Source organism: Sulfurisphaera tokodaii str. 7 (assembly GCF_000011205.1).
GTDB lineage: Archaea > Thermoproteota > Thermoprotei_A > Sulfolobales > Sulfolobaceae > Sulfurisphaera > Sulfurisphaera tokodaii.
The window spans coordinates 1,725,098-1,743,238 of the sequence record NC_003106.2 but is presented as its reverse complement, the minus strand read 5'-3'; the positions used below and the strand labels follow the sequence as shown (position 1 = coordinate 1,743,238).

Genomic DNA, 18,141 nt, shown 5'->3' with positions numbered 1-18,141 from the left:
AATAACTTTTTATTTTTACTCTCTTTCTATTATTTATGAAATATGAAGATTTATTCAAGATAAAACCTGTACTAAATTATGACGTATATAACGGAAAAATTGCGACAATTATAAGAGATGAAAAACCGGTCCTTTACGTTAATGGGGAAAAGGTCCAACTTGAGGGTTACGTTGAGGATGTTGACTGGATAAATAGAAATAAAATGTTTATCACCGTAGACCCAAATGGCAGTGAAATAAGAAAGGTCTATCTTTATGATGACGGGAAGATAGAGAAAATTATTGACAATGAGTTTGATAATGTTTCTCCCCATGAGACAAAAGAAGGGATATTAGTAATATCAAATTATGACAAAAGGACATTACATCTTTACCTTTACAATGAAGGAAAATACATAAAGCTAAGTAAGGGTGAAGGACCCGTAAACAATTACTGTTTTAACGGTAAATACATAGTCTATTCCACGGGAATTTATGATAACAATATTCACGTAACAGATCTCAGCGGTAATGAAATTCATGTAATTAACATTCCAAATTCAGAGCAGGAGCTTGCAAATGAGAACTGTTTTACTTCTCCTTCGTCATTCATCTTCCTCTCGAATCACGAGGATTTGTTTAAAGTTTATGAATTTGACATTCTAAAAGGGGAAATCAGAAAAATAAAGGAAAGCAACTATGAAATATTTGAAGCTATTCCATATAAGGGTTCTATTGCTTATGTTGAAGATATGCACGGTGACTTTGTTCTAGTTCATGAGAAGGAGATTGTAAATGAAGGATTTACACGCACCTTGACGGTTGATGGTGATTATCTTTATTTTATAAACTCTAAACATGATAGATCAGCAGATTTATACAGATATGGAAAAGAAGTAGAGAGGCTAACTGACTCAATGAGTAACGTTAAAGGTGATTTCATAAAGCCTAAGGTCGTTTCTTATGATTCTAATGGAGTTAGGATTTATGCTTTACTCTATGAAAAGGGTGATGAGGATAAGGGTGTAGTCTATATTCACGGTGGTCCAGATTGGGAATGCATGAATAATTTTAACCCAGAAATTCAGTTCCTTTTGGAGAAAGGGTTTAAAGTAATCTGTCCCAACTATAGGGGATCTACCGGTTACGGGAGAAAGTTTAATCACTTAAACGACAGAGACCCAGGGGGAGGAGAGCTGTTGGACGTTATAAATTCAGTAAAAGTCTTAGGAGTTAAAAAGGTTGCAATAATTGGCGCAAGTTACGGAGGTTATTTAACTATGATGGCCATTACTAAGTTTCCAGACCTCTGGTGTTCTGCTGTAGCTGTAGTACCTTTTGTAAATTGGTTTACTGAGAAGAAATTTGAGAGAGAGGTACTTCAACAATACGACGAAATAAAGGTTGGTAATGATGAAAACTTATTGAAAGATAGATCGCCTATATTCTTTATAGATAGGATTAAAGCCCCATTGCTTCTCTTAGCTGGTGAAAATGACCCTAGATGCCCAGCTGAGGAAACTTTACAAGTGGTTGAAGAACTTAAAAAGCTAGGTAGGAAAGTTAAGTATAAGATATATAAGGATGAGGGACACGGATTTGCAAAAATGGAGAATTATGTAGACTCTATAAGAGAAACTGTAGAGTTCATTAGTACACATTGCTAATCATCTTATAGGCGATTCGGAAGGAAGAGATTTTCCAATAACCACTACTTTGCATAAAATAGATATCCTTAGAGAGATTTAAAGTATTTCTTGAAAGATTTTTGTGTATTTGATTTCTCAGGAAATAAATGAAGAAGAACAGTATAATTTTCTCCTTAATAAGGTAATGACTTTCTTCTTCTTTTCCGTAATAGCTTTTATTTATTTCTCTCCATACATCTTTCTTCATAATAAATAACTTTTAGGTAATGTTTTAACGTTTATCTACTCTTTTCCGATCTCAGTATAGCCTATGTCATAAATTCGAGAGAGAGTGATTAGGACGTTTCATCTACAACTATGGATCGTCTAGCTTCTTAGCACAGTCTACGTAGATATAACCTCTAAACAGTGCATCTAAGAAGTTAATTTTCGAGTAGTCATTTACTTCTTTAGTGGCTCTTTACAGTCCTAAACAAGGTTGCAACTGCAGTAGATTGATAAAGGGTTATGAGTCGACTTAGGTAGTTTCTTTAGTAAAAGTTTTACCAAAGTAGTTTTCCCAACTTGTCTCGGACCTACAATAATGTTTATAGAGAAAAGTTAAGATTTTTAAATCTTTTCTTAATACTTATAGAGAAAATACTTGATCTATGAAAAAGAATACATAAACAAGAATATATACCAAGGAGTGGAATTCTGCTAAATTTAAATGATTCCTAGGAAAATATACAAAACATCAATTTAGTACTCGAATATTAAAGAATCTAAATGGATATTAAACATGCGATCTGGATAATTATAAAGAAAGAATATTATCACTAGTCTCTCCTTGTCTTTTCATAGTAGTTGTCAAGGAATAAAGGGGATGTTCTAGCTTATTGAAATAACTTAAGTTAACAGAAGTAACAAACTTTACTTTAACAAATCTTTTTACCTAGAAAAGAGCATATATTACCTAAGAGAATTTCCGTTCGTTTTAAATATCCTTCTTCTTAAATGCTATATAACCTATAATAACTGGGACAAGAATCCATGCTATTGCAGATACTGTTGCTGGGACTAAACTTATCTGTTGGGAAACGTAAAAGTTTATGTCCATAGGTACCTTACTCTCGATGTATTTATCTATATAGTCTCCTAATACTGAAGGTGTTAGATAAATTGTCCAGTTTGGTAGAAAAGTAAGGATCGGAATTACGGTGAATATAAAGAACATTGTTATGGGAACAGCTATACTCAGTCCACTAGTTTTAGAGATTCCTCCTGTCATGTAGGCTAGGCTTACAAACGCGCCTATATAAGCGAAGAGATAAATAGTCTCTATCATAACGATTTCAAATGCTGGAGGTATACCTATATATATTGTAAGGATCAGAAATGCTACTAGGTTAGTTATAACGGAGGCTAAGAATATTGTAACCAAATTGGCTGAAAAGCGATTAAAGAAAAGTTCCCTCTTCGTTAATGGTTTTGAGAGTAGGAACTCTAATGATCCTTTACTTCTAGGACTTGAGAACGTAGTATAAGCAATATAAATAGCTACGAATGGAAAGAATGAGCCGTATAAAGATAACATTGTAGGATACGCATTTACTATCTCATCTCCTAAGAGGGTATAGGGATAAATAATAGACTTATAGGAAACAACGACTCCTCTGTCAGCGTAAATACTTAAATACTTAGCACCATTTGGAATTATCATTTTTATTGCTACTGGTTCTAATCCCTTAACGCCTATTGTATAATTCTCTACTTGTTTCATGGAACTCGAGTAAAATTTCAAGTTTAGTGTAGTGTCGTTTGTTGAAAATATTATTAAGTGGTCACCAAACTGTGCTATGTAGATGCTAGACGAATTTACGTTAGCTTGTATCTCGTAATAATATAATTGGCTGGTACTAATAGTAAGTCCAAAAGGTAAATACGATATGTTCTCTACCATACCATTATACTTTATACTAATGTTCTCTGTAGGATTAAATACTATGCCAAAACCCTGTACTTGTGGTATATTCTGTGTAGCTCTTAGTTTAAATATTCCATTAACAGTAACAGTAGAAGCCATGATTTGTGAACCCTTAACTAGTTGGACTGTTACACCAGAGAGGAAAGTTCCATGGTTATTAAATACAATTCCTATGATAGTAATATTTCCTTCTGACATTTGCGTATAGTATACTACATTTAACCTAGCTATTGAGGACTGAGTTATGCCAAAAGAATGCATAGTAAAAAAACCTAAACCTACTCCTCCTGCAATAAATAGAGCCAATGTTAATAAAACACTTAGCCTAAGAAAGCTCCTTTTAAAATCGTACAAAAATGGAGAGGGCATGTCATACACCAGATATTACTTTAAAGAAATATTCCTCAAGGTTTCCAGTAGTCCAACCAATCTCGAGGACTTGATATTTTGACATCACATTACTAACGTGGGTTAAATCAGCCTTACAGTCCTTTATTATAATAACATTACCATTAACTTCAACCTCACCGAATTTACTAGCCTCTTCTATAGCCTCCTTAGTGATATTACTTAACACTACCCTCAAACTTTTACTTGTTAAGCTTCTTCTAATCTCGTCAATTGTAGAAACTTTTACTATCTTCCCTTTATGAATAAAGACTACTTTATCAGCAATTGCCTCAACCTCAGCAAGTATGTGAGAAGAGAAGAGGATTGCTTTTCCTTCTCTTTTCATCTTTAATGCCATATCTCTGAAGAATTGAATACCTTGGGGATCTAAACCGTTCAAAACTTCGTCAAATAGGAAGTTCTTAGGGTTTGATATGAGCGAGACGGCAAGGGCAAATCTCTTCTTCATACCTTGAGAGTAATTCGCAAGCTTATCCTTCTCCCTACCGGATAGACCAACTTCTTCAAAGAGTTTCTTACCAAGTTCTGTGGCTTCCTTTGCTGAGATACCGTAATAACCAGCAATATAAACGAAATAATCTAAAGCTTTAACGTCTTGTTCGAATATAGGAAATTCTGGAACCCACCCTATGTTTCTAGACGCGATCTTCTTTTCCCTCGTTATACTGTAGCCATCAATATAAACATCACCAGAATTTGGAGATATGGTTCCTACTGCTATTCTTATAGTCGTGGTCTTTCCAGCTCCATTTAATCCTACAAAGCCTACAATTTCTCCGTTATTTACGCTAAAAGAAACGTTATCAAGGACTTTTCTTTTTCCAAAATTCTTGGACACATTTTCTATTTGTATCACAATTTTAAATTTACTGAGGAATATTTAAGGTTATTCAGAAGTCTCTCTCCTTAAAAAATATATAGCCTATCAGAGTTGGAGTTAGGATTAAGAGAATAGAGGATATTAAGGTTAAGGGAAGAGATAGAGAAAGTGAGTAGTATCCTTGAAAGAGGGAATTACCGGTGAAGTATACAAATGAATAAGGTGTTAAGTATATTATCCAAGAGTATTTACTCGTATCTAAGCTTAAAGTTAGTAAAGATAGGAATATAAAGTAAGCAGATACTGGAATCCCTACACTTAATGCACTACTTCTCGATAAACCTCCGCCCATATAACATAGTCCTAGAAAAGTTGATATAAAGATAAAAACGCTTAGTGTGTTAAGGACTACAATGTTATATGGTATCAGAACTCCAGTATACAATAAAATAACTAACATGGCTACTGTATTAACTAAGGTAGATGAGGCAAGAATCGTAAGTAAGTTAGCTATGAAACGATTAAAGTAAAGGTTTGCTTTAGTTAACGGTCTTGCTAATAGGAACTCTAATGATCCTTTACTTTTCGGGTTTGAAAACAATGAATAACCTAAGTATACCGCTGTGAAGGGGTAGGCAAAGTAAAATAGTGTTAAAATAGATGGATATATTGAAATCATCTTATTCCCTAAATAAGTATAAGGATAAATTGCACATTCTGACCCAGTTGATAATGTATGACCATTAACTATTAATTCAAAGTATTTAGCTTTTATGGTATAATTGATAGTTTCAGGGTGAAGTCCTTTAACGAGAAGAGTTCTAGTCAATAATGAATGCCCGTATTTATATTGGATTGTAATATTAGCATTATCTGAAGTTAGGACTATTAAATGATTTCCAAACTGAGTAATTATAACCCATACTGGAGTAAAGTTATTCATAATAGATGATGAGTTCAAAACAGTATTAAATATCGGCGAAAAAAATGTTGTTACGCCTTCAACGTTAAAGTACCAGAGCTCACTAGTATTCTCTAAAGGTATCGCATTTCCTGCGAGGAAAGAACCAGGATATAAGACGTGTTCCCTAACTAGCCCGTGGTATGTTACCTTTAAAATCTCACCTACACATTTAAGCTCAAAGATTCCAGAAGTGTTGGTTACAGTAGAAGCTATCACTTTAGTTCCGTTAATTATACATACACGGGCTCCAGCTATTGGATCTCCATTATTGTTGAATACTACTCCAACTAAAGTTGATGAGTGCATCATTGCTATGAAATTTAAATTTTCTGTGGATATGGGGCTTATATGAATGAGTATATAAAATGCGTTAATTAAACCCGCTAATATGAATAGTACTAATATAATAAGTATGGCTGGTTTAAGAAAACTTCTCTTGAAATCGTAAAAAAGAGGTGATTTCATACGATGTAATTAAGATAAGGAAAATATAAGACTATTCAAAACACAGTAATTTATAAAACTACATATTATACTACATCAAGATTCTTGATTTTTATGAGCATTCTTTTTATAAACATCATTTTGTATTGTATGACAGTAGTATTTTGGGGCTGTTCTCAAACAATCATGAAATTCGATAAGTGTTTGTAAAATTATATCAAGAGGTCTCCAATATACTGCACCTCTCTTAAATAGACCTCAGTTAATGGTGTTCTCCATTATAAAACTTGGATACATGACGAGTAACAAGCAAGACTATAGTTAACCATTCTCTCGTTCTAACTAAAAGCCTTAGTATACCCTTGCATATAAATGTTTTAAAATAATAATTTTGTTTAAATTTTATATCTTAACGTTAAACTAACTTTTTACGTTATTCTAATATTTTTTACAAACAATTTTTGAATTTCATAATTGCACAAGAACACTTACACATTTTCTTTCAATTTCAACCCCAATTACACGATAAGATAGTTAAAAATATAAATTTAACTATAATGTCTAATCAAAGAAAAAACTTTTTTTAGTTTTAATAAAATAATAGATTGATGGATATGAAAGAAGGGTTAAGATCGAAAATGGTAATAACTGCAATACTAGTCTTTATAATAGCAGCAGCAATACCAGTATATTTAAGAGCTCAAGTAAATCAAGTGCAAAATAATGCTGTACCACCACTATACGCTACTGTTCCAGTTGGAAAGTTCTTTTATGCCTCACCTGAGGATTTTGCTCCTCCTCATCAAGTTGATGTCTACTTAATAGGTTGGGAAGGATGCCATGTAGCATTATCCGATGCTTGGCCATTATATATTATAATGTCAGCATACGGAAGCTTATCTTATGTATATGCAAGCTCTAATCCATACAGACCATTCCCCAATACTACTGGATTAATCTTCTTAAACTACACACCATATGAAGCGGATGAACCAGTACACTTCTACTTCATTTACATGTATAATAAATGGTTAAATGCAACTCCTAATGGAACTCCAATACCTAAGGGAGAACTAATAACAGTTGGTGCAGAAGAGTTAAAGCACTTCTTACCAACACCTTTGTATCAACTAGTAATGCATTATCAGTTAGATGCAATATTCCAGAACACTAGTGAACCTTTAGCAATTCTAAAAGGTCATATAGTAACAGTTCTCGTTATTACTGGTCCTAACGGAACTTATATGGCTTACGGACCTCTATATAATATATTACCATTAAAGAACGCTAACGGAACTTATATAATGCAGAACTTATACAACAAAAAAGTAGTACCTTATATCTGGCAAGGAGTTCAAGTAATAGAGAATGTAATTGAAGAAGCTGCCGGATCAGAATTAAATATAACTTTCACCTAAATATATCTTAGAAATTAAGTCATCTTCTCTTTATTTATTTATTTTTATGTTACTATTTTAGAACTAATAATTCATGTAAGTGATGAGGAAAATGAAATAAGCTGATATTGCATTAAGTAAAAATTATTCTTTTATATATTTTTTGCCAAATAAATGATAATAAATGTAAATAGATAAAATTATTATTACAGAATGGTTTCTTAATGCTGATAATTCATACTATACTGATTTACAAAGGCTTATTACTTCTTTCTTACATGTATACATATGAATAAATTAGTATCCTTATTACTCCTTACCTTGTTTTTAGTATCCATAATATCAGCCTACTTATATCTTAAAGTCTCTCATGAAATAAAGCCAACTCATTCTATTAAAGTAATAGAACCAAAATTCGCAGTTTATTATGGTTGTATAAATTCTACAATAATTCAAATATTAAACAACTTTTCTTGGGTAATAATAGATCCCACTCAAGTTAACTCCTCACAGTTGCATGAGATAAAAGCAGTTAAGATAGCTTATATTGATCTAGGAGAACTGGCTAACATGAGCTTAGGCAACTTGACTCCTCCTGCAAACGTAATTATAGGCTATGATCAACTTTGGAACCAGTACATAGTCAATGTTTCTTCTCCTAGTTGGCAAGAATACATAGAATCTCAAGTGACTATAGTAATGACTATGGGATTTCAAGGGGTCATGTTTGATGACGTTGATGTAGTAGAGCAATATCCTTTTGTCGCTCAAGGAATAACATCTATAATTAATTGGACAAGGAGTCATTATCCTAATGCAATAATAGGGGTTAATAGAGGATTTTCCTTGATAGAGAATATATCAAAAATGATAAATTTCGTCTTGTTCGAGGATTATGGTACAGAAGTAACTTCGCCCGGTCAAATATCCTTCTCTAATTATAGTTTTGTTATTCGAGAGACTAACCTACTTAAGAGTTATAACCTAACAGTGTTAGCTCTTGGCTATGCTAATTATCCTGGTGATATATACTGGAATACTGTAAAATCCTTAGCTATTTCAGAAGGAGTACCCAGCTTTATAGGTAACTGGAATCTCTCTATAATCTGGTTACAAAATCTTCAGATCATTAATCTCAAGTTCGAGTAGCGTTTATAGGAAAATCGTGATACTCAGTTATTATCATAAATAACCGTGATAATATCTATATTAAATTCTGAGATATTTTGTTTAAATATAATTTTATTTACTAGGCAATTTACACTACCTTAGATACAACTTTTTAAAAACTTTCTAAGCGTAGGATTTTACGTAAAATGCTATTCGAGAATTAAGCTTAAGATTATTAAAATCACGCTATATGAATAATTTATATACTCTTTTAGATTATTATTAGAAAAGTCTTTACGGCTTAAACTGGAGCTTGATAAACGCGAGATAATATATTGCGATTAAGAGTATACTAACCACAACACTTATGGTTAACCCTTGAATTAAGTGTAGATTAATTAACTTAGGGTACTGCAAATTGAACATATAACTCCACTCAGGATTAAGGAAGTAGATGAAGTATGTCATTGGACCACTCAGCTCAATTCCGTTTTCTTGATAGCTAGATAGCAGAATTATCACAGAGAATGGCATGAAGAAGAACACAAGGGCTCCAAGCAAGAGGCTGGAAGTCTTAGTTGACATGAGAGAAATTAATAGGCCAATACTAATGTAGTTTACGAAGAAATTCAGAGTTGTGAGGATCAACCACAAGAGTGTGTTAGCACTCAGCAATATTATGAAACTGTTCAATGTTATGACCTTATATTCGGCCAGAAATATCAGAAGTAAGAGATAGAACGACTGTATTGACCAAAACATCAAAACGAATAATAATGCAGAGACTATTCTGGCTATTGCTATTCCTCTCCAGCTTGCCAGTAGAGAGAGTTCGAAGAGCGTGGTCTCCTTTGATCTGTAAACATGAAGAAAAGCGGAGATAAGGACTAAGGGGTTTATCAGCATTAGACTTAACATGACCAGATTTTGTATTCCGATTTTTGGGTCTGAAGAGGTGAAATAAACGGCTGACTCTAGCAATAGGGAGGTTGTAATTATTAATACCATGAACTTTAACGGAAACAGACCCTTAAAGTACCATCTAATAGACCTCATAGTGTCTTCTCACTCCTGCCCTCTTGTAACCTAATATCTTTCCCTCCTGCATGAGTTTCTCTAAGTCCTCCTGAGTTGACTTTACTATATAAACATTTCCCACTTTGGCCAATGCTCCAGGAGGCACATAAAGACCTCTGACCATAACCTCATAGTACCCGTCCTCGCTGAGCCTCTCAAATTGTCCACTCCACACCAGCTCCCCATCCTTAAGTATAACTACATAATCAGCCAGCCAGTCGGCCTCTTCAGGCACATGAGTAGTCATTATGACCTGGAACCCCTTCTTGACTAAATAATCGCCTATTATGCCAGCCCTCACATAGTCTAGGTGAGAGAAGGGCTCATCAAGGACCTTGATTTCTGACCTTCTGCAGATAGCTTGCATTAAGTGGAGTAACTGAGTCTGACCTGATGAAAGTTCCAAAATTTTGCTGTCTTTAATTTTGGAAAGCTCTATTTCGTTCCAGAAGAGCTCGAGACAATCACTCTCTGCGTAATTCTTGAGGAATTCATATACATCCCTAACCCTAAAGTTCACGTCAAACTTAGGCTTCTCAAAAGCGAAGGAGACAAGCTTGAGTATCTTGTCCCTCCTTTCTAACGGGTTAATGCCGTTAAGCCTCACGGAACCGGAATCAGGCTTAAGAAGACCTAAAATAATTGCGAGCAACGTAGTTTTTCCTGAGCCATTGTGGCCTAGTAGGATTAGTCTCTTAGTTTCTGCCCTTAACGTTATCCCCTTAAGAACCCTCTTACCACCCAGTGATTTAGAGACTTTGCTGATCTCCACTATCAACTCAACTTCCCTCTAAACTTAAGGATTATGATTATCATGCCTATTAATATCATCACGATGTTTATGGGGAAGTAAGTTACCGAGAAGTCCCATTCTATCTCGCCAAACAAGTTATTAATAGTCTTGACATTAGAGGATCCGGAATCTATTGATATTAAAGTCTCGTTAAACAAGGGAGACATATTGCTGGTTAATTCCCTTATTTTGTTTACATGTTGGAGTAAATTCCAAACTATATGGGTTGCATCGTAAAGAGTATCGTTAGGCTGCAGTCCGCCAACGAATAAATTAGATAGCACAAGCTTATCTCCGCTGAAGAGTATATAATATATTAGCCCTCCGTTCTTAGTAAATTCCGCTGAGTATGGGTCTAACCCACCGAATGTATTGAATGTATAATACCTAGGATTAATTTTTAACACTATTGTTCTATTGCCCACTAAAGCTATAGGTTTATCTTCGCTGACAAATAACATCTTTATGAACGGATTACTAGAGTTGAGTACAAAGCTACTTTCAACAATGTAAGTCTTTTCGAAATCGTAGCCATATATCGACAAAGACCCATTTATGGTTACCTTATAAGAGTTGTTATTCATTACGGTTACGCTAATGAGTGCATGAGATATGGATAATAAAAAGTCGCTATCGTTAGTTGATTTTAGTGGAATAGCTAAATTTTGCACTACGTAAGTGAAGTAAGCCCCTGGTTCTACTCTATTTAGGGGGATCTTAGGATATACTTGTGTGTAATAAATTATTGTTGGTATGAAGTTTATGAATATACCTAAGAATATTAATACAAATGCAATTATAGTTGTGAAAGATATTCTCATTTACCAATCACCGATTATATATTTTAAAATAATTAGGAAGTATATTTGAATTACCATAACATATGTTACCATTAAATCCGTAGTAGTCGATAACTTGATTACCTCCGTAATAATATACATCATTAAATAGCTGACCCGATATTTTTTGTCCAGCCCAATTGCTTATGGTGACTGAAAAAGTTGCATGTAAACTATTCCAATTCCCAGTTTCTGTCACATCTCCTGTTTGTACAGATACGCTGAACCAGTAGGACGCTGCACCATAAGGACCTAGAGCTTGTGACGTGATATATTGTCCGCTAGTCGCGAATTGCCATGTTAACCACGCCGAAGCTACCACCCATCCAAATATGTTTTTACATTCATCTGAACCTCTATGTAGTTTAGATAGGTTTATGCAATAAGGAGTGGCGACGTTAATGGTAGTATCATTATTGATAGTACATCTAGGATAGCTATTTTTTTCAAGTTTTTATTTACTATTTTGGATAGCATTTTTACTCGTTATCTAGTTGATCAAATTGATATATAAATATTACTGTCTTTAAAATTGATCGAATTTACCCGAGATAATTAGGATATTTAGACTACTCGATAAAGAGATTTTAACTTGGAATCAAAAAGAAAGACCGCTATAACCAAACATGTTTTAGCAATGAAATAAATAATATTAACACATTTAATTTATTAGGAAAATCGTTACAGTTATACGTTATGTTAAAAAATAAGGAAGATCCATTTATTTACTGGAAATTTCTTTCTAGTAAGCTATAACAGTAAGGAAGTAAATTCTAAGTATTTATTAGTTCATGAGCAAATATTATGATTTTTTATGGTAAGGTAATTTCCTTAAACTACTAAGTTAGGTTATTTATCCTTACAAAATGAGATTTATTTAAAGATGATTAAAAATATTTGTGGTAATTTGATATAATATTACAAATAATTTTCGAATTTCATAACTGTTTGAGAACACTCCCTTGTCTAGAACAGTCCAATTTAACTGCTTTTTTAAATGTAATAGAAATAACATCTCATTCCAATCTCTATGATATTTAACATATTACTACTTTAACAGACCATGCAATACTCCGCTTACTTTTTATTCATCTTATGCTGTTTAATTACTAAAATATTATTTAACGTTACTAGACACTCTAGCTCATCTGCAGCTATTATAATATAAGTCCTTATAATGTTAATTGGTATTGTTAAGAAAATTAGGTAAAAAGCTAACCCTGCAAGACCAAACTTATATAATGCTAATGTTATCCATGATTTAGAGACTGAACGAGCTAATGGATTATGCTCTACAGCACCCACCCTTAATCCTAACACTGTTGACCAAAAGTCGTTAAACTGAAATCCAAAGAACGAGATTAGATCATAAATTAGATTTAGAGTCATCTTATTACACTAAGATATACGAGTAAAAGAATTTTATCGTAGGTATATCTTCAACAACTAACTTAATGATTTTATTCACAAAAATCTTCCCGTTATAAAATTCATCACATGCTTAATTACAGTTTGGCTATAAAATTATAAAGCCTAATTATTAATTATGAGTAGAAAACTTACAACGATTTCCATTTCTGAGGAGGTTAAAGAGAAGTTAGAAATTGAAAAAGGAGATATGAGTTGGGATGAATTTTTACTCCTTTTAATAGAGGAGTATAGAAAGAAAAAGGTAGAAAGGGGAATCGATAAATTGAGAGAAATTCTCACAGATGAGGATATAAAAAAGATAGAGGATAGCCACAAAAAGATGCATGAGGAGTTTAGAATATGACCTTGCTTGATACCTCTTATTCCTCTTCTCGTGGAAACTACAACAGTGATAGTAATGTAAGAGAATACTGTGCCAAAGTTTGAAACTAAACCTATTACTTAAAGCTTACTTAAGGCTAAAGAAGCAATCATTATGGATACAGCTATTAAAACAGCTAAATTATCCTTAGATATTCCCTTAGGTATAAGCTCGTCTTCAGCCGTTTGTTTTATCGTTCTAACTGTTGCAATAATAGTAGAGAGGGTAACGGTTACTGTAGCTATTGTAGCCGTACTAGATACTGCCAATATTACTATTAATCTTTCAATTCCTTTGAGGATTCGTCGTGAAAACCCATAAGAAGTTTATATGATTAACCTATAAGTGAGATAGCTTTAATTTCGCTGTTACTACTTATCATCAATGGAAAAATAACGTTTAGAGTGATAGAGGCTATAGAAAGAGTGAGCGAAACGTTGTTGGTGATATACTCCTCGTTGGGTAACACTTGAAGGTAGTACTTGTTGTAGACGCCGACGTAAGAGGGGTTGAGCCAACTCGCCGTTGATAGTGTCGAGCCGTTTTCCTTCACGGTTTGCGTCGAAGAAGGCTGGACGATGACGGTCTGAGAGTACTTAAAGTAGCTGAAGCCTCCGCCACCGCCGTAGCGATAAAAGGCTAAAGATACGATAGGTAGGACTAGAAGGGTTAGGAAGAGGAGTAGAGCCCACTTCATTAAGAGTGAAAAAAGAGAGTGACTTTATAAGGGGCTGGGTTTACGCCTTAGTAAAAGGAGGAATGAAGCTAGAAGTAGTACCGCACCGATTGTTAGGGTTTCAGGCCATAGGCTTGCATAAGATGGTGGCTTGATGGTGATAGCGCTAGTGGTGGTTTGGTTGTGGAGTTGCAGTGAATAATTGCCAACCACTATTGGTGTACTAATTTGATTTAGTATTTTAAGAAGTTCTTCTTTTGCTTGCGTCATATTAGTTACAGTCGTATAGTTTTGGACGGTCGTGCTCTGGGTAGGTTGATGTATCATTGTGACGTGGTCTATTGAGTATAGGTAGAAGGACAAACCGAGGAGGATTAGGGCTACTGCTACTAGGGGTGGAACTATTCTTCTCATTTAGTAAAAAAAGAGAATACCTTATTATAAATTTATTCACCAGTAGTATTGGACTCCTTGAGTCTCTGGGCCGAATGTTGGTATAACATATGCAGTTGCATGCGGTGGCTTCATTATAAACTCCGTTCCGTCGCTGAACGGAAGACCCGCTTCAAATAACCATGTACTATTTGACGCAAGTGCATTAACAAATACGTAATTACTTGAAGGTATAATGGGGAACGGAACAGGCTTACTGTCGTTTAGCGGGTCTTCAACTTCGAAGAAGACTTGCTTATCGAGTATTGGGTATTCGAGGTTTACAGTCTGGTTAAAGTAAACTTGACCGGTTTTGGCATTCTCGATGTAAACCCAAGCAGATGTTATCTCACCTTGGCTGTTCAGATTAGCCTTAATTGTTAAGTTAAATGTACAATAAAGTGTTACGGCGTGTCCTGAGCCGTATAGTATAATACTGTTTTCATTATATTCAACTGAACCGCTAGGCGCTATAGCTTGAACCCCCCAAGCAACGGCCCATTCACCGTTATTCGTAAGCAATATAATTATTACTGGTTGGATATATGGGGCATAGATACCGTTAAAGCAACTCAATGCGATGTAGTAGACGACAGCTTGGTAACTCCCGCCTTCAGTGGAATTATACCCAAACGTACCAGATATGTTGAGAAGAGTCGTCACAAAGGTTACTCCCTGACATTATAAGCGTAGCCGGCATCATTCGAATAAACTGTGTAGTAACAATAACCGCCAGCGCCCGGGTTGTTTATTTCGTAGGCTGACGCGACCATAGTTACTGGTATTAGTAGTAGGGTTAAGAAGACCAGAGAGAGTAGCTCCTTCCTCATTAGCCAGAAAGAGAGAAAATACGTTTAAAAATAGCCTAACTTACGCAGATATTATGGTTTTTGCAAACATGGTCTATTGTCGCATCGGTTGTAGTGAACTCCTTTTATAAGAGTGAAAAAGAGAGTGACTTTATAAGGGGCTGGGTTTAAGCCTTAACAGCAATATTAGGAGTAGCACCACTCCAGCTATCAGAGTTTCAGGCCAGAGGTTAGCATACCAAGGTGGGGGGACATATTTAGTAGGTGGCGGGCCAAGATAAATCCCCTCTGGCGATCCTTCATATGGTAGTACTATATATGTTGGGTGGTCAATGTAGTAAAGCCATAAACCCATACCTATAAGGACTATTGATAAAGATATGGTCGATAGGTTTCTTTTATTTAGGCTGGCCCTTCCAAAATCTGGCGAGAAATAAAGAGTTAATAAAGCTACAGTTATTCCGGAAACGAAGACAAAAAGTGAAAGAAATTCCATATTAAAAAAAAAAAAAGAAGGTTAACTTAAAAAATCTTATGGTGGAATCCAATACAAAGCATAATTTAGAGCGTTTATTGCATTATAACTCTGGGCCCTCAGATAACTGTTTATACTGTAGTCCATGAGCACTGTAATCTTATGGAGTTCCTATGCTGAAATACCAAGCATATGGGTTCGTCCAAACATCAAGGAACTTATTATGGAACAATGTTAAACCGGATTCAGCATAATATGAAGGAATTGGTGCGGTTTGGCCAACGCCCGTTGCAAAGGAATAGCCGGCAACTGCATTTATGGATTGTACTGGAGCTCCATTTATCCACACTCCATCCCAACCAGTATCACTAAAAGATGGTGGGCCTGTATACGTTCCCTCTATGGCAAAAGAGGGGTTTTCCCCACTAGGCTCTGTAAATCCACCAGTGTTTATGACATTATACGTAACAGAGCCATAACTATATGATGTCTGGAAATATATATCAAATGATTTCCATTTGCTTGTAAATATCCTATGGCTGTATTCGGATCATTGTAATTATAGAGTAATATCAAAAATCTTTCTGTATTAGGACTTAGAGTAATAAGTTCCTCATTGTTGTAGATTTCAATCCCGTTGCTTGTCCATACTTGTTCTTGTATCACGTAAGTGCTTGTTGAGGCCACAAAGGTTAACGCTAGTTGCAGAGCAAGATAAGTTGTACCCACATAAAGTCCATTAATATATTCTGAGGCTTCCACATCTGCTGTTAAAACAAATCCTAGATAGCCACTACTGGTTTGTAAATAATTAGGCACCGTAAAGTTTACAGTGATAGAGGTAAAATTTGATGGCGAGATGCCGGAAGGATATGAGCCGAGGTAAAACGCTATTACCCATGTATTCGGATATGCTTGTGCTGACGGTATTATACTTAACGAGGTTGGAATTAGTAGTAGGGTTAGAAAAGCTAGGGAAAGTAGTCCCTTCCTCATTGTAAGCGAAAAGAAGAGCTTAACTTTATAAATAGTATAAAAAGTAAATGACAAGCCCTATCAAGTCAAGTACGACTACTATGGTAGTTATTATTGCAAAAGGTAAAAGACAAATCCATTTATACTTACTAATCTTTAGATAATCGAATAACTTGCTAAACCAATAAACCCCACTTAATAACAATAACTTCTCACCGGTTAAGGTTAATAAGACGTTTGTAAAATTTGTGTTATATCCTATAAGGATGTTATAATCCATGTATAATATACCAAAATAGGAAAACAGAAGCGTCATCACGTAATCAAATATATTACCTAAGATAATGATAAGCCATAAGACCTTTAGCCTATCCACGATAAATCACCTATCCAACGCAGATATTATGGTTTTTGCAAACATGGTCTATTGTCGCATCGGTTGTAGTGAACTCCTTATTATAAGAGTGAAAAAGAGAGTGACTTTATAAGGGGCTGGGTTTAAGCCTTATTAGCAGAATAACCGATATTAGGAGTAGTATTATCCCGGCTACCAGCGTTTCGGGCCAGAGGTTCGCATACCAAGGTGGTGGAAATTGCGATATCTGTGCAATCGCTTTGTCGGAAAATTGAACTTGAAATTGTGAAACAGATATATTCGTGGGGTTTATATGTATAGTGGAGTTTATATGTATAGGATGATCTATAGAATGTAGATAGAACGATAACCCGAGAAAGACTACAGCTGTCGCTATCATTAAAACTGAAACTAATTTTTTCCTCATTTAAAGAAAAAAGAAAATTGGCTTTTAAAAATTTATTCACCAGTAGTATTGGACTCCTTGAGTTCCCAGGCCGAATGTTGGTGTAACATTTGCAAATGCATATGGTGACCCCATTACAAACTCTATATCGTTCCAGAATGGAAGCCCAGACGTTGCAAAAGTACTATTCGATGCGAAAGCATCGACAAATACATAATTTGAAGAAGGTATTATTGGGAACGGGTATGGGACTTGGTATTCGCTATTATAAGGATCCTCAACTTCGAAGAAAACTTTTTTATCTGGTATAGGTTGCGATAAACTTATAGTATTACTGAAATAGACCTGACCCGTCTTTGCGTTTGCAATATAAACATATGCTTGTGTTATTTCGCCTTGGCTGTTTAATGTCGCTTTTATTGTTAAGTTAAAGAGATCGTTCAATTGAACTGATGATCCTTGCCCGTATGCAATAAGCCCGACCTTGTTATACTCAGGAGTGGTTTCACCGGGGGCATAAGCTTGAACGATCCACTCAAGTTCCCAAAATGTTTCATTAACCGTAAATAAAATAACCGGTTGTATATAACCAACTGATGGATACTGACCTAGTGCTATATAGTAAACGACAAATTGTTGTTTGCCTAATCCGCTTATATTTAAACGTCCCCGACAAATTAACAAGAGTCGTTATAAATGTTCCACTAAGGTTATAAGCAAAGCCTGCATCGTTTGAAGTGATAATGGGATAGAAGGAATAACCGGGAGCAGG

Annotated in this window: 22 protein-coding genes and 2 pseudogenes; 4 read left to right on the top strand and 20 right to left on the bottom strand. The window is 34.9% G+C overall.

Annotation, left to right across the window (positions count from 1 at the left end; genetic code table 11):
* Nucleotides 1-35: 35 nt before the first annotated feature.
* Complete coding sequence (locus STK_RS09705; protein WP_010979803.1) at nt 36-1,646, top strand: S9 family peptidase; 1,611 nt, start codon at nt 36-38, stop codon at nt 1,644-1,646.
* Here the strand turns inward: STK_RS09705 and STK_RS09700 are convergent.
* From STK_RS09700 to STK_RS09685, 5 genes are all read right to left on the bottom strand, one after another.
* Nucleotides 1,630-1,875 carry a hypothetical protein gene (locus STK_RS09700; RefSeq protein WP_052846640.1) on the bottom strand — a complete coding sequence of 82 codons (246 nt, stop codon included), beginning with the start codon at nt 1,873-1,875 and terminating at the stop codon, nt 1,630-1,632. The two genes, STK_RS09705 and STK_RS09700, sit on opposite strands and share 17 nt — an antisense overlap.
* A 221-nt stretch (nt 1,876-2,096) precedes the next feature.
* Nucleotides 2,097-2,210, bottom strand: coding sequence for a hypothetical protein (locus STK_RS15330; protein ID WP_232616556.1), 114 nt, complete (start codon nt 2,208-2,210; stop codon nt 2,097-2,099).
* A 394-nt stretch (nt 2,211-2,604) separates the two neighbouring features.
* The gene (locus STK_RS09695; protein ID WP_052846639.1) at nt 2,605-3,963 is read right to left on the bottom strand and encodes an ABC transporter permease; all 1,359 of its coding nucleotides are present in this window, start codon (nt 3,961-3,963) and stop codon (nt 2,605-2,607) included.
* A 1-nt stretch (nt 3,964) separates the two neighbouring features.
* Nucleotides 3,965-4,861 (bottom strand): ABC transporter ATP-binding protein, encoded by an 897-nt coding sequence (locus tag STK_RS09690; RefSeq protein ID WP_010979801.1) that lies wholly within the window; start codon nt 4,859-4,861, stop codon nt 3,965-3,967.
* Between the two features lie 34 nt (nt 4,862-4,895).
* Nucleotides 4,896-6,254 (bottom strand): ABC transporter permease subunit, encoded by a 1,359-nt coding sequence (locus tag STK_RS09685; protein ID WP_010979800.1) that lies wholly within the window; start codon nt 6,252-6,254, stop codon nt 4,896-4,898.
* Between the two features lie 587 nt (nt 6,255-6,841).
* Here STK_RS09685 and STK_RS09680 point away from each other — a divergent pair.
* Both STK_RS09680 and STK_RS09675 read left to right on the top strand, forming a co-directional pair.
* Nucleotides 6,842-7,651, top strand: a complete 810-nt coding sequence (locus STK_RS09680; protein WP_010979799.1) for a DUF929 domain-containing protein — start codon at nt 6,842-6,844, stop codon at nt 7,649-7,651.
* 267 nt (nt 7,652-7,918) lie between these two features.
* A complete protein-coding gene (locus STK_RS09675; RefSeq protein WP_010979798.1) occupies nt 7,919-8,779 on the top strand; it encodes an endo alpha-1,4 polygalactosaminidase in 861 nt (286 codons plus the stop codon).
* Nucleotides 8,780-9,034: 255 nt separating this feature from the next.
* On the opposite strand, the gene STK_RS15325 is transcribed toward STK_RS09675, so the two are convergent.
* The 5 genes from STK_RS15325 to STK_RS09655 form a co-directional block, all read right to left on the bottom strand.
* Nucleotides 9,035-9,721, bottom strand: a complete 687-nt coding sequence (locus STK_RS15325) for a hypothetical protein (protein ID WP_198429677.1) — start codon at nt 9,719-9,721, stop codon at nt 9,035-9,037.
* A 61-nt stretch (nt 9,722-9,782) separates the two neighbouring features.
* On the bottom strand, nt 9,783-10,589 hold the full coding sequence (locus tag STK_RS09670; RefSeq protein ID WP_010979796.1) for an ATP-binding cassette domain-containing protein: 807 nt from the start codon (nt 10,587-10,589) through the stop codon (nt 9,783-9,785).
* Between the two features lie 2 nt (nt 10,590-10,591).
* Complete coding sequence (locus tag STK_RS09665; RefSeq protein WP_010979795.1) at nt 10,592-11,431, bottom strand: hypothetical protein; 840 nt, start codon at nt 11,429-11,431, stop codon at nt 10,592-10,594.
* Nucleotides 11,432-11,438: 7 nt separating this feature from the next.
* Nucleotides 11,439-11,771 (bottom strand): hypothetical protein, encoded by a 333-nt coding sequence (locus STK_RS09660; protein WP_010979794.1) that lies wholly within the window; start codon nt 11,769-11,771, stop codon nt 11,439-11,441.
* A 755-nt stretch (nt 11,772-12,526) separates the two neighbouring features.
* On the bottom strand, nt 12,527-12,838 hold the full coding sequence (locus STK_RS09655) for a DUF5658 family protein (RefSeq protein WP_010979793.1): 312 nt from the start codon (nt 12,836-12,838) through the stop codon (nt 12,527-12,529).
* Between the two features lie 157 nt (nt 12,839-12,995).
* On the opposite strand from STK_RS09655, the gene STK_RS09650 reads away from it, so the two are divergent.
* Entirely contained in the window at nt 12,996-13,223 is a 228-nt protein-coding gene (locus STK_RS09650) for an antitoxin VapB family protein (protein ID WP_010979792.1), read from the top strand.
* A 98-nt stretch (nt 13,224-13,321) separates the two neighbouring features.
* Here STK_RS09650 and STK_RS09645 read toward each other — a convergent pair whose 3' ends face one another.
* The 10 genes and pseudogenes from STK_RS09645 to STK_RS09615 all read right to left on the bottom strand — a co-directional run bounded on the left by STK_RS09645 (nt 13,322) and on the right by STK_RS09615 (nt 18,053).
* A complete protein-coding gene (locus STK_RS09645; RefSeq protein ID WP_052846636.1) occupies nt 13,322-13,510 on the bottom strand; it encodes a hypothetical protein in 189 nt (62 codons plus the stop codon).
* 452 nt (nt 13,511-13,962) lie between these two features.
* A complete protein-coding gene (locus STK_RS15715) occupies nt 13,963-14,331 on the bottom strand; it encodes a hypothetical protein (RefSeq protein WP_010979790.1) in 369 nt (122 codons plus the stop codon).
* A 36-nt stretch (nt 14,332-14,367) separates the two neighbouring features.
* Entirely contained in the window at nt 14,368-15,012 is a 645-nt protein-coding gene (locus STK_RS09635; RefSeq protein WP_010979789.1) for a hypothetical protein, read from the bottom strand.
* Between the two features lie 202 nt (nt 15,013-15,214).
* Nucleotides 15,215-15,283 (bottom strand): annotated as a pseudogene (locus STK_RS16015) (hypothetical protein); the annotation flags it as partial.
* Between the two features lie 26 nt (nt 15,284-15,309).
* Complete coding sequence (locus STK_RS09630; RefSeq protein WP_010979788.1) at nt 15,310-15,654, bottom strand: hypothetical protein; 345 nt, start codon at nt 15,652-15,654, stop codon at nt 15,310-15,312.
* Nucleotides 15,655-15,793: 139 nt separating this feature from the next.
* Entirely contained in the window at nt 15,794-15,982 is a 189-nt protein-coding gene (locus STK_RS15710; protein ID WP_232616460.1) for a hypothetical protein, read from the bottom strand.
* Nucleotides 15,983-16,083: 101 nt separating this feature from the next.
* Nucleotides 16,084-16,629, bottom strand: coding sequence for a hypothetical protein (locus STK_RS14920; RefSeq protein WP_010979787.1), 546 nt, complete (start codon nt 16,627-16,629; stop codon nt 16,084-16,086).
* Between the two features lie 25 nt (nt 16,630-16,654).
* Entirely contained in the window at nt 16,655-16,984 is a 330-nt protein-coding gene (locus STK_RS14915) for a hypothetical protein (protein WP_010979786.1), read from the bottom strand.
* A 10-nt stretch (nt 16,985-16,994) separates the two neighbouring features.
* Nucleotides 16,995-17,063: pseudogene (locus STK_RS16010) on the bottom strand (hypothetical protein); the annotation flags it as partial.
* 363 nt (nt 17,064-17,426) lie between these two features.
* Entirely contained in the window at nt 17,427-18,053 is a 627-nt protein-coding gene (locus STK_RS09615) for a hypothetical protein (protein ID WP_052846634.1), read from the bottom strand.
* Nucleotides 18,054-18,141 lie beyond the last annotated feature (88 nt).

Excerpts from the sequence above, each read along its gene's own strand:
- STK_RS09705 (WP_010979803.1), top strand. The coding sequence starts at position 36 with ATGAAATATGAAGATTTATTCAAGATAAAACCTGTACTAAATTATGAC.
- STK_RS09700 (WP_052846640.1), bottom strand. The coding sequence starts at position 1,875 with ATGAAGAAAGATGTATGGAGAGAAATAAATAAAAGCTATTACGGAAAA.
- STK_RS09695 (WP_052846639.1), bottom strand. The coding sequence starts at position 3,963 with ATGCCCTCTCCATTTTTGTACGATTTTAAAAGGAGCTTTCTTAGGCTA.
- STK_RS09685 (WP_010979800.1), bottom strand. The coding sequence starts at position 6,254 with ATGAAATCACCTCTTTTTTACGATTTCAAGAGAAGTTTTCTTAAACCA.
- STK_RS09680 (WP_010979799.1), top strand. The coding sequence starts at position 6,842 with ATGGATATGAAAGAAGGGTTAAGATCGAAAATGGTAATAACTGCAATA.
- STK_RS09675 (WP_010979798.1), top strand. The coding sequence starts at position 7,919 with ATGAATAAATTAGTATCCTTATTACTCCTTACCTTGTTTTTAGTATCC.
- STK_RS09665 (WP_010979795.1), bottom strand. The coding sequence starts at position 11,431 with ATGAGAATATCTTTCACAACTATAATTGCATTTGTATTAATATTCTTA.
- STK_RS09655 (WP_010979793.1), bottom strand. The coding sequence starts at position 12,838 with ATGACTCTAAATCTAATTTATGATCTAATCTCGTTCTTTGGATTTCAG.
- STK_RS09650 (WP_010979792.1), top strand. The coding sequence starts at position 12,996 with ATGAGTAGAAAACTTACAACGATTTCCATTTCTGAGGAGGTTAAAGAG.
- STK_RS15715 (WP_010979790.1), bottom strand. The coding sequence starts at position 14,331 with ATGAGAAGAATAGTTCCACCCCTAGTAGCAGTAGCCCTAATCCTCCTC.
- STK_RS09630 (WP_010979788.1), bottom strand. The coding sequence starts at position 15,654 with ATGGAATTTCTTTCACTTTTTGTCTTCGTTTCCGGAATAACTGTAGCT.
- STK_RS14920 (WP_010979787.1), bottom strand. The coding sequence starts at position 16,629 with ATGAGGAAGGGACTACTTTCCCTAGCTTTTCTAACCCTACTACTAATT.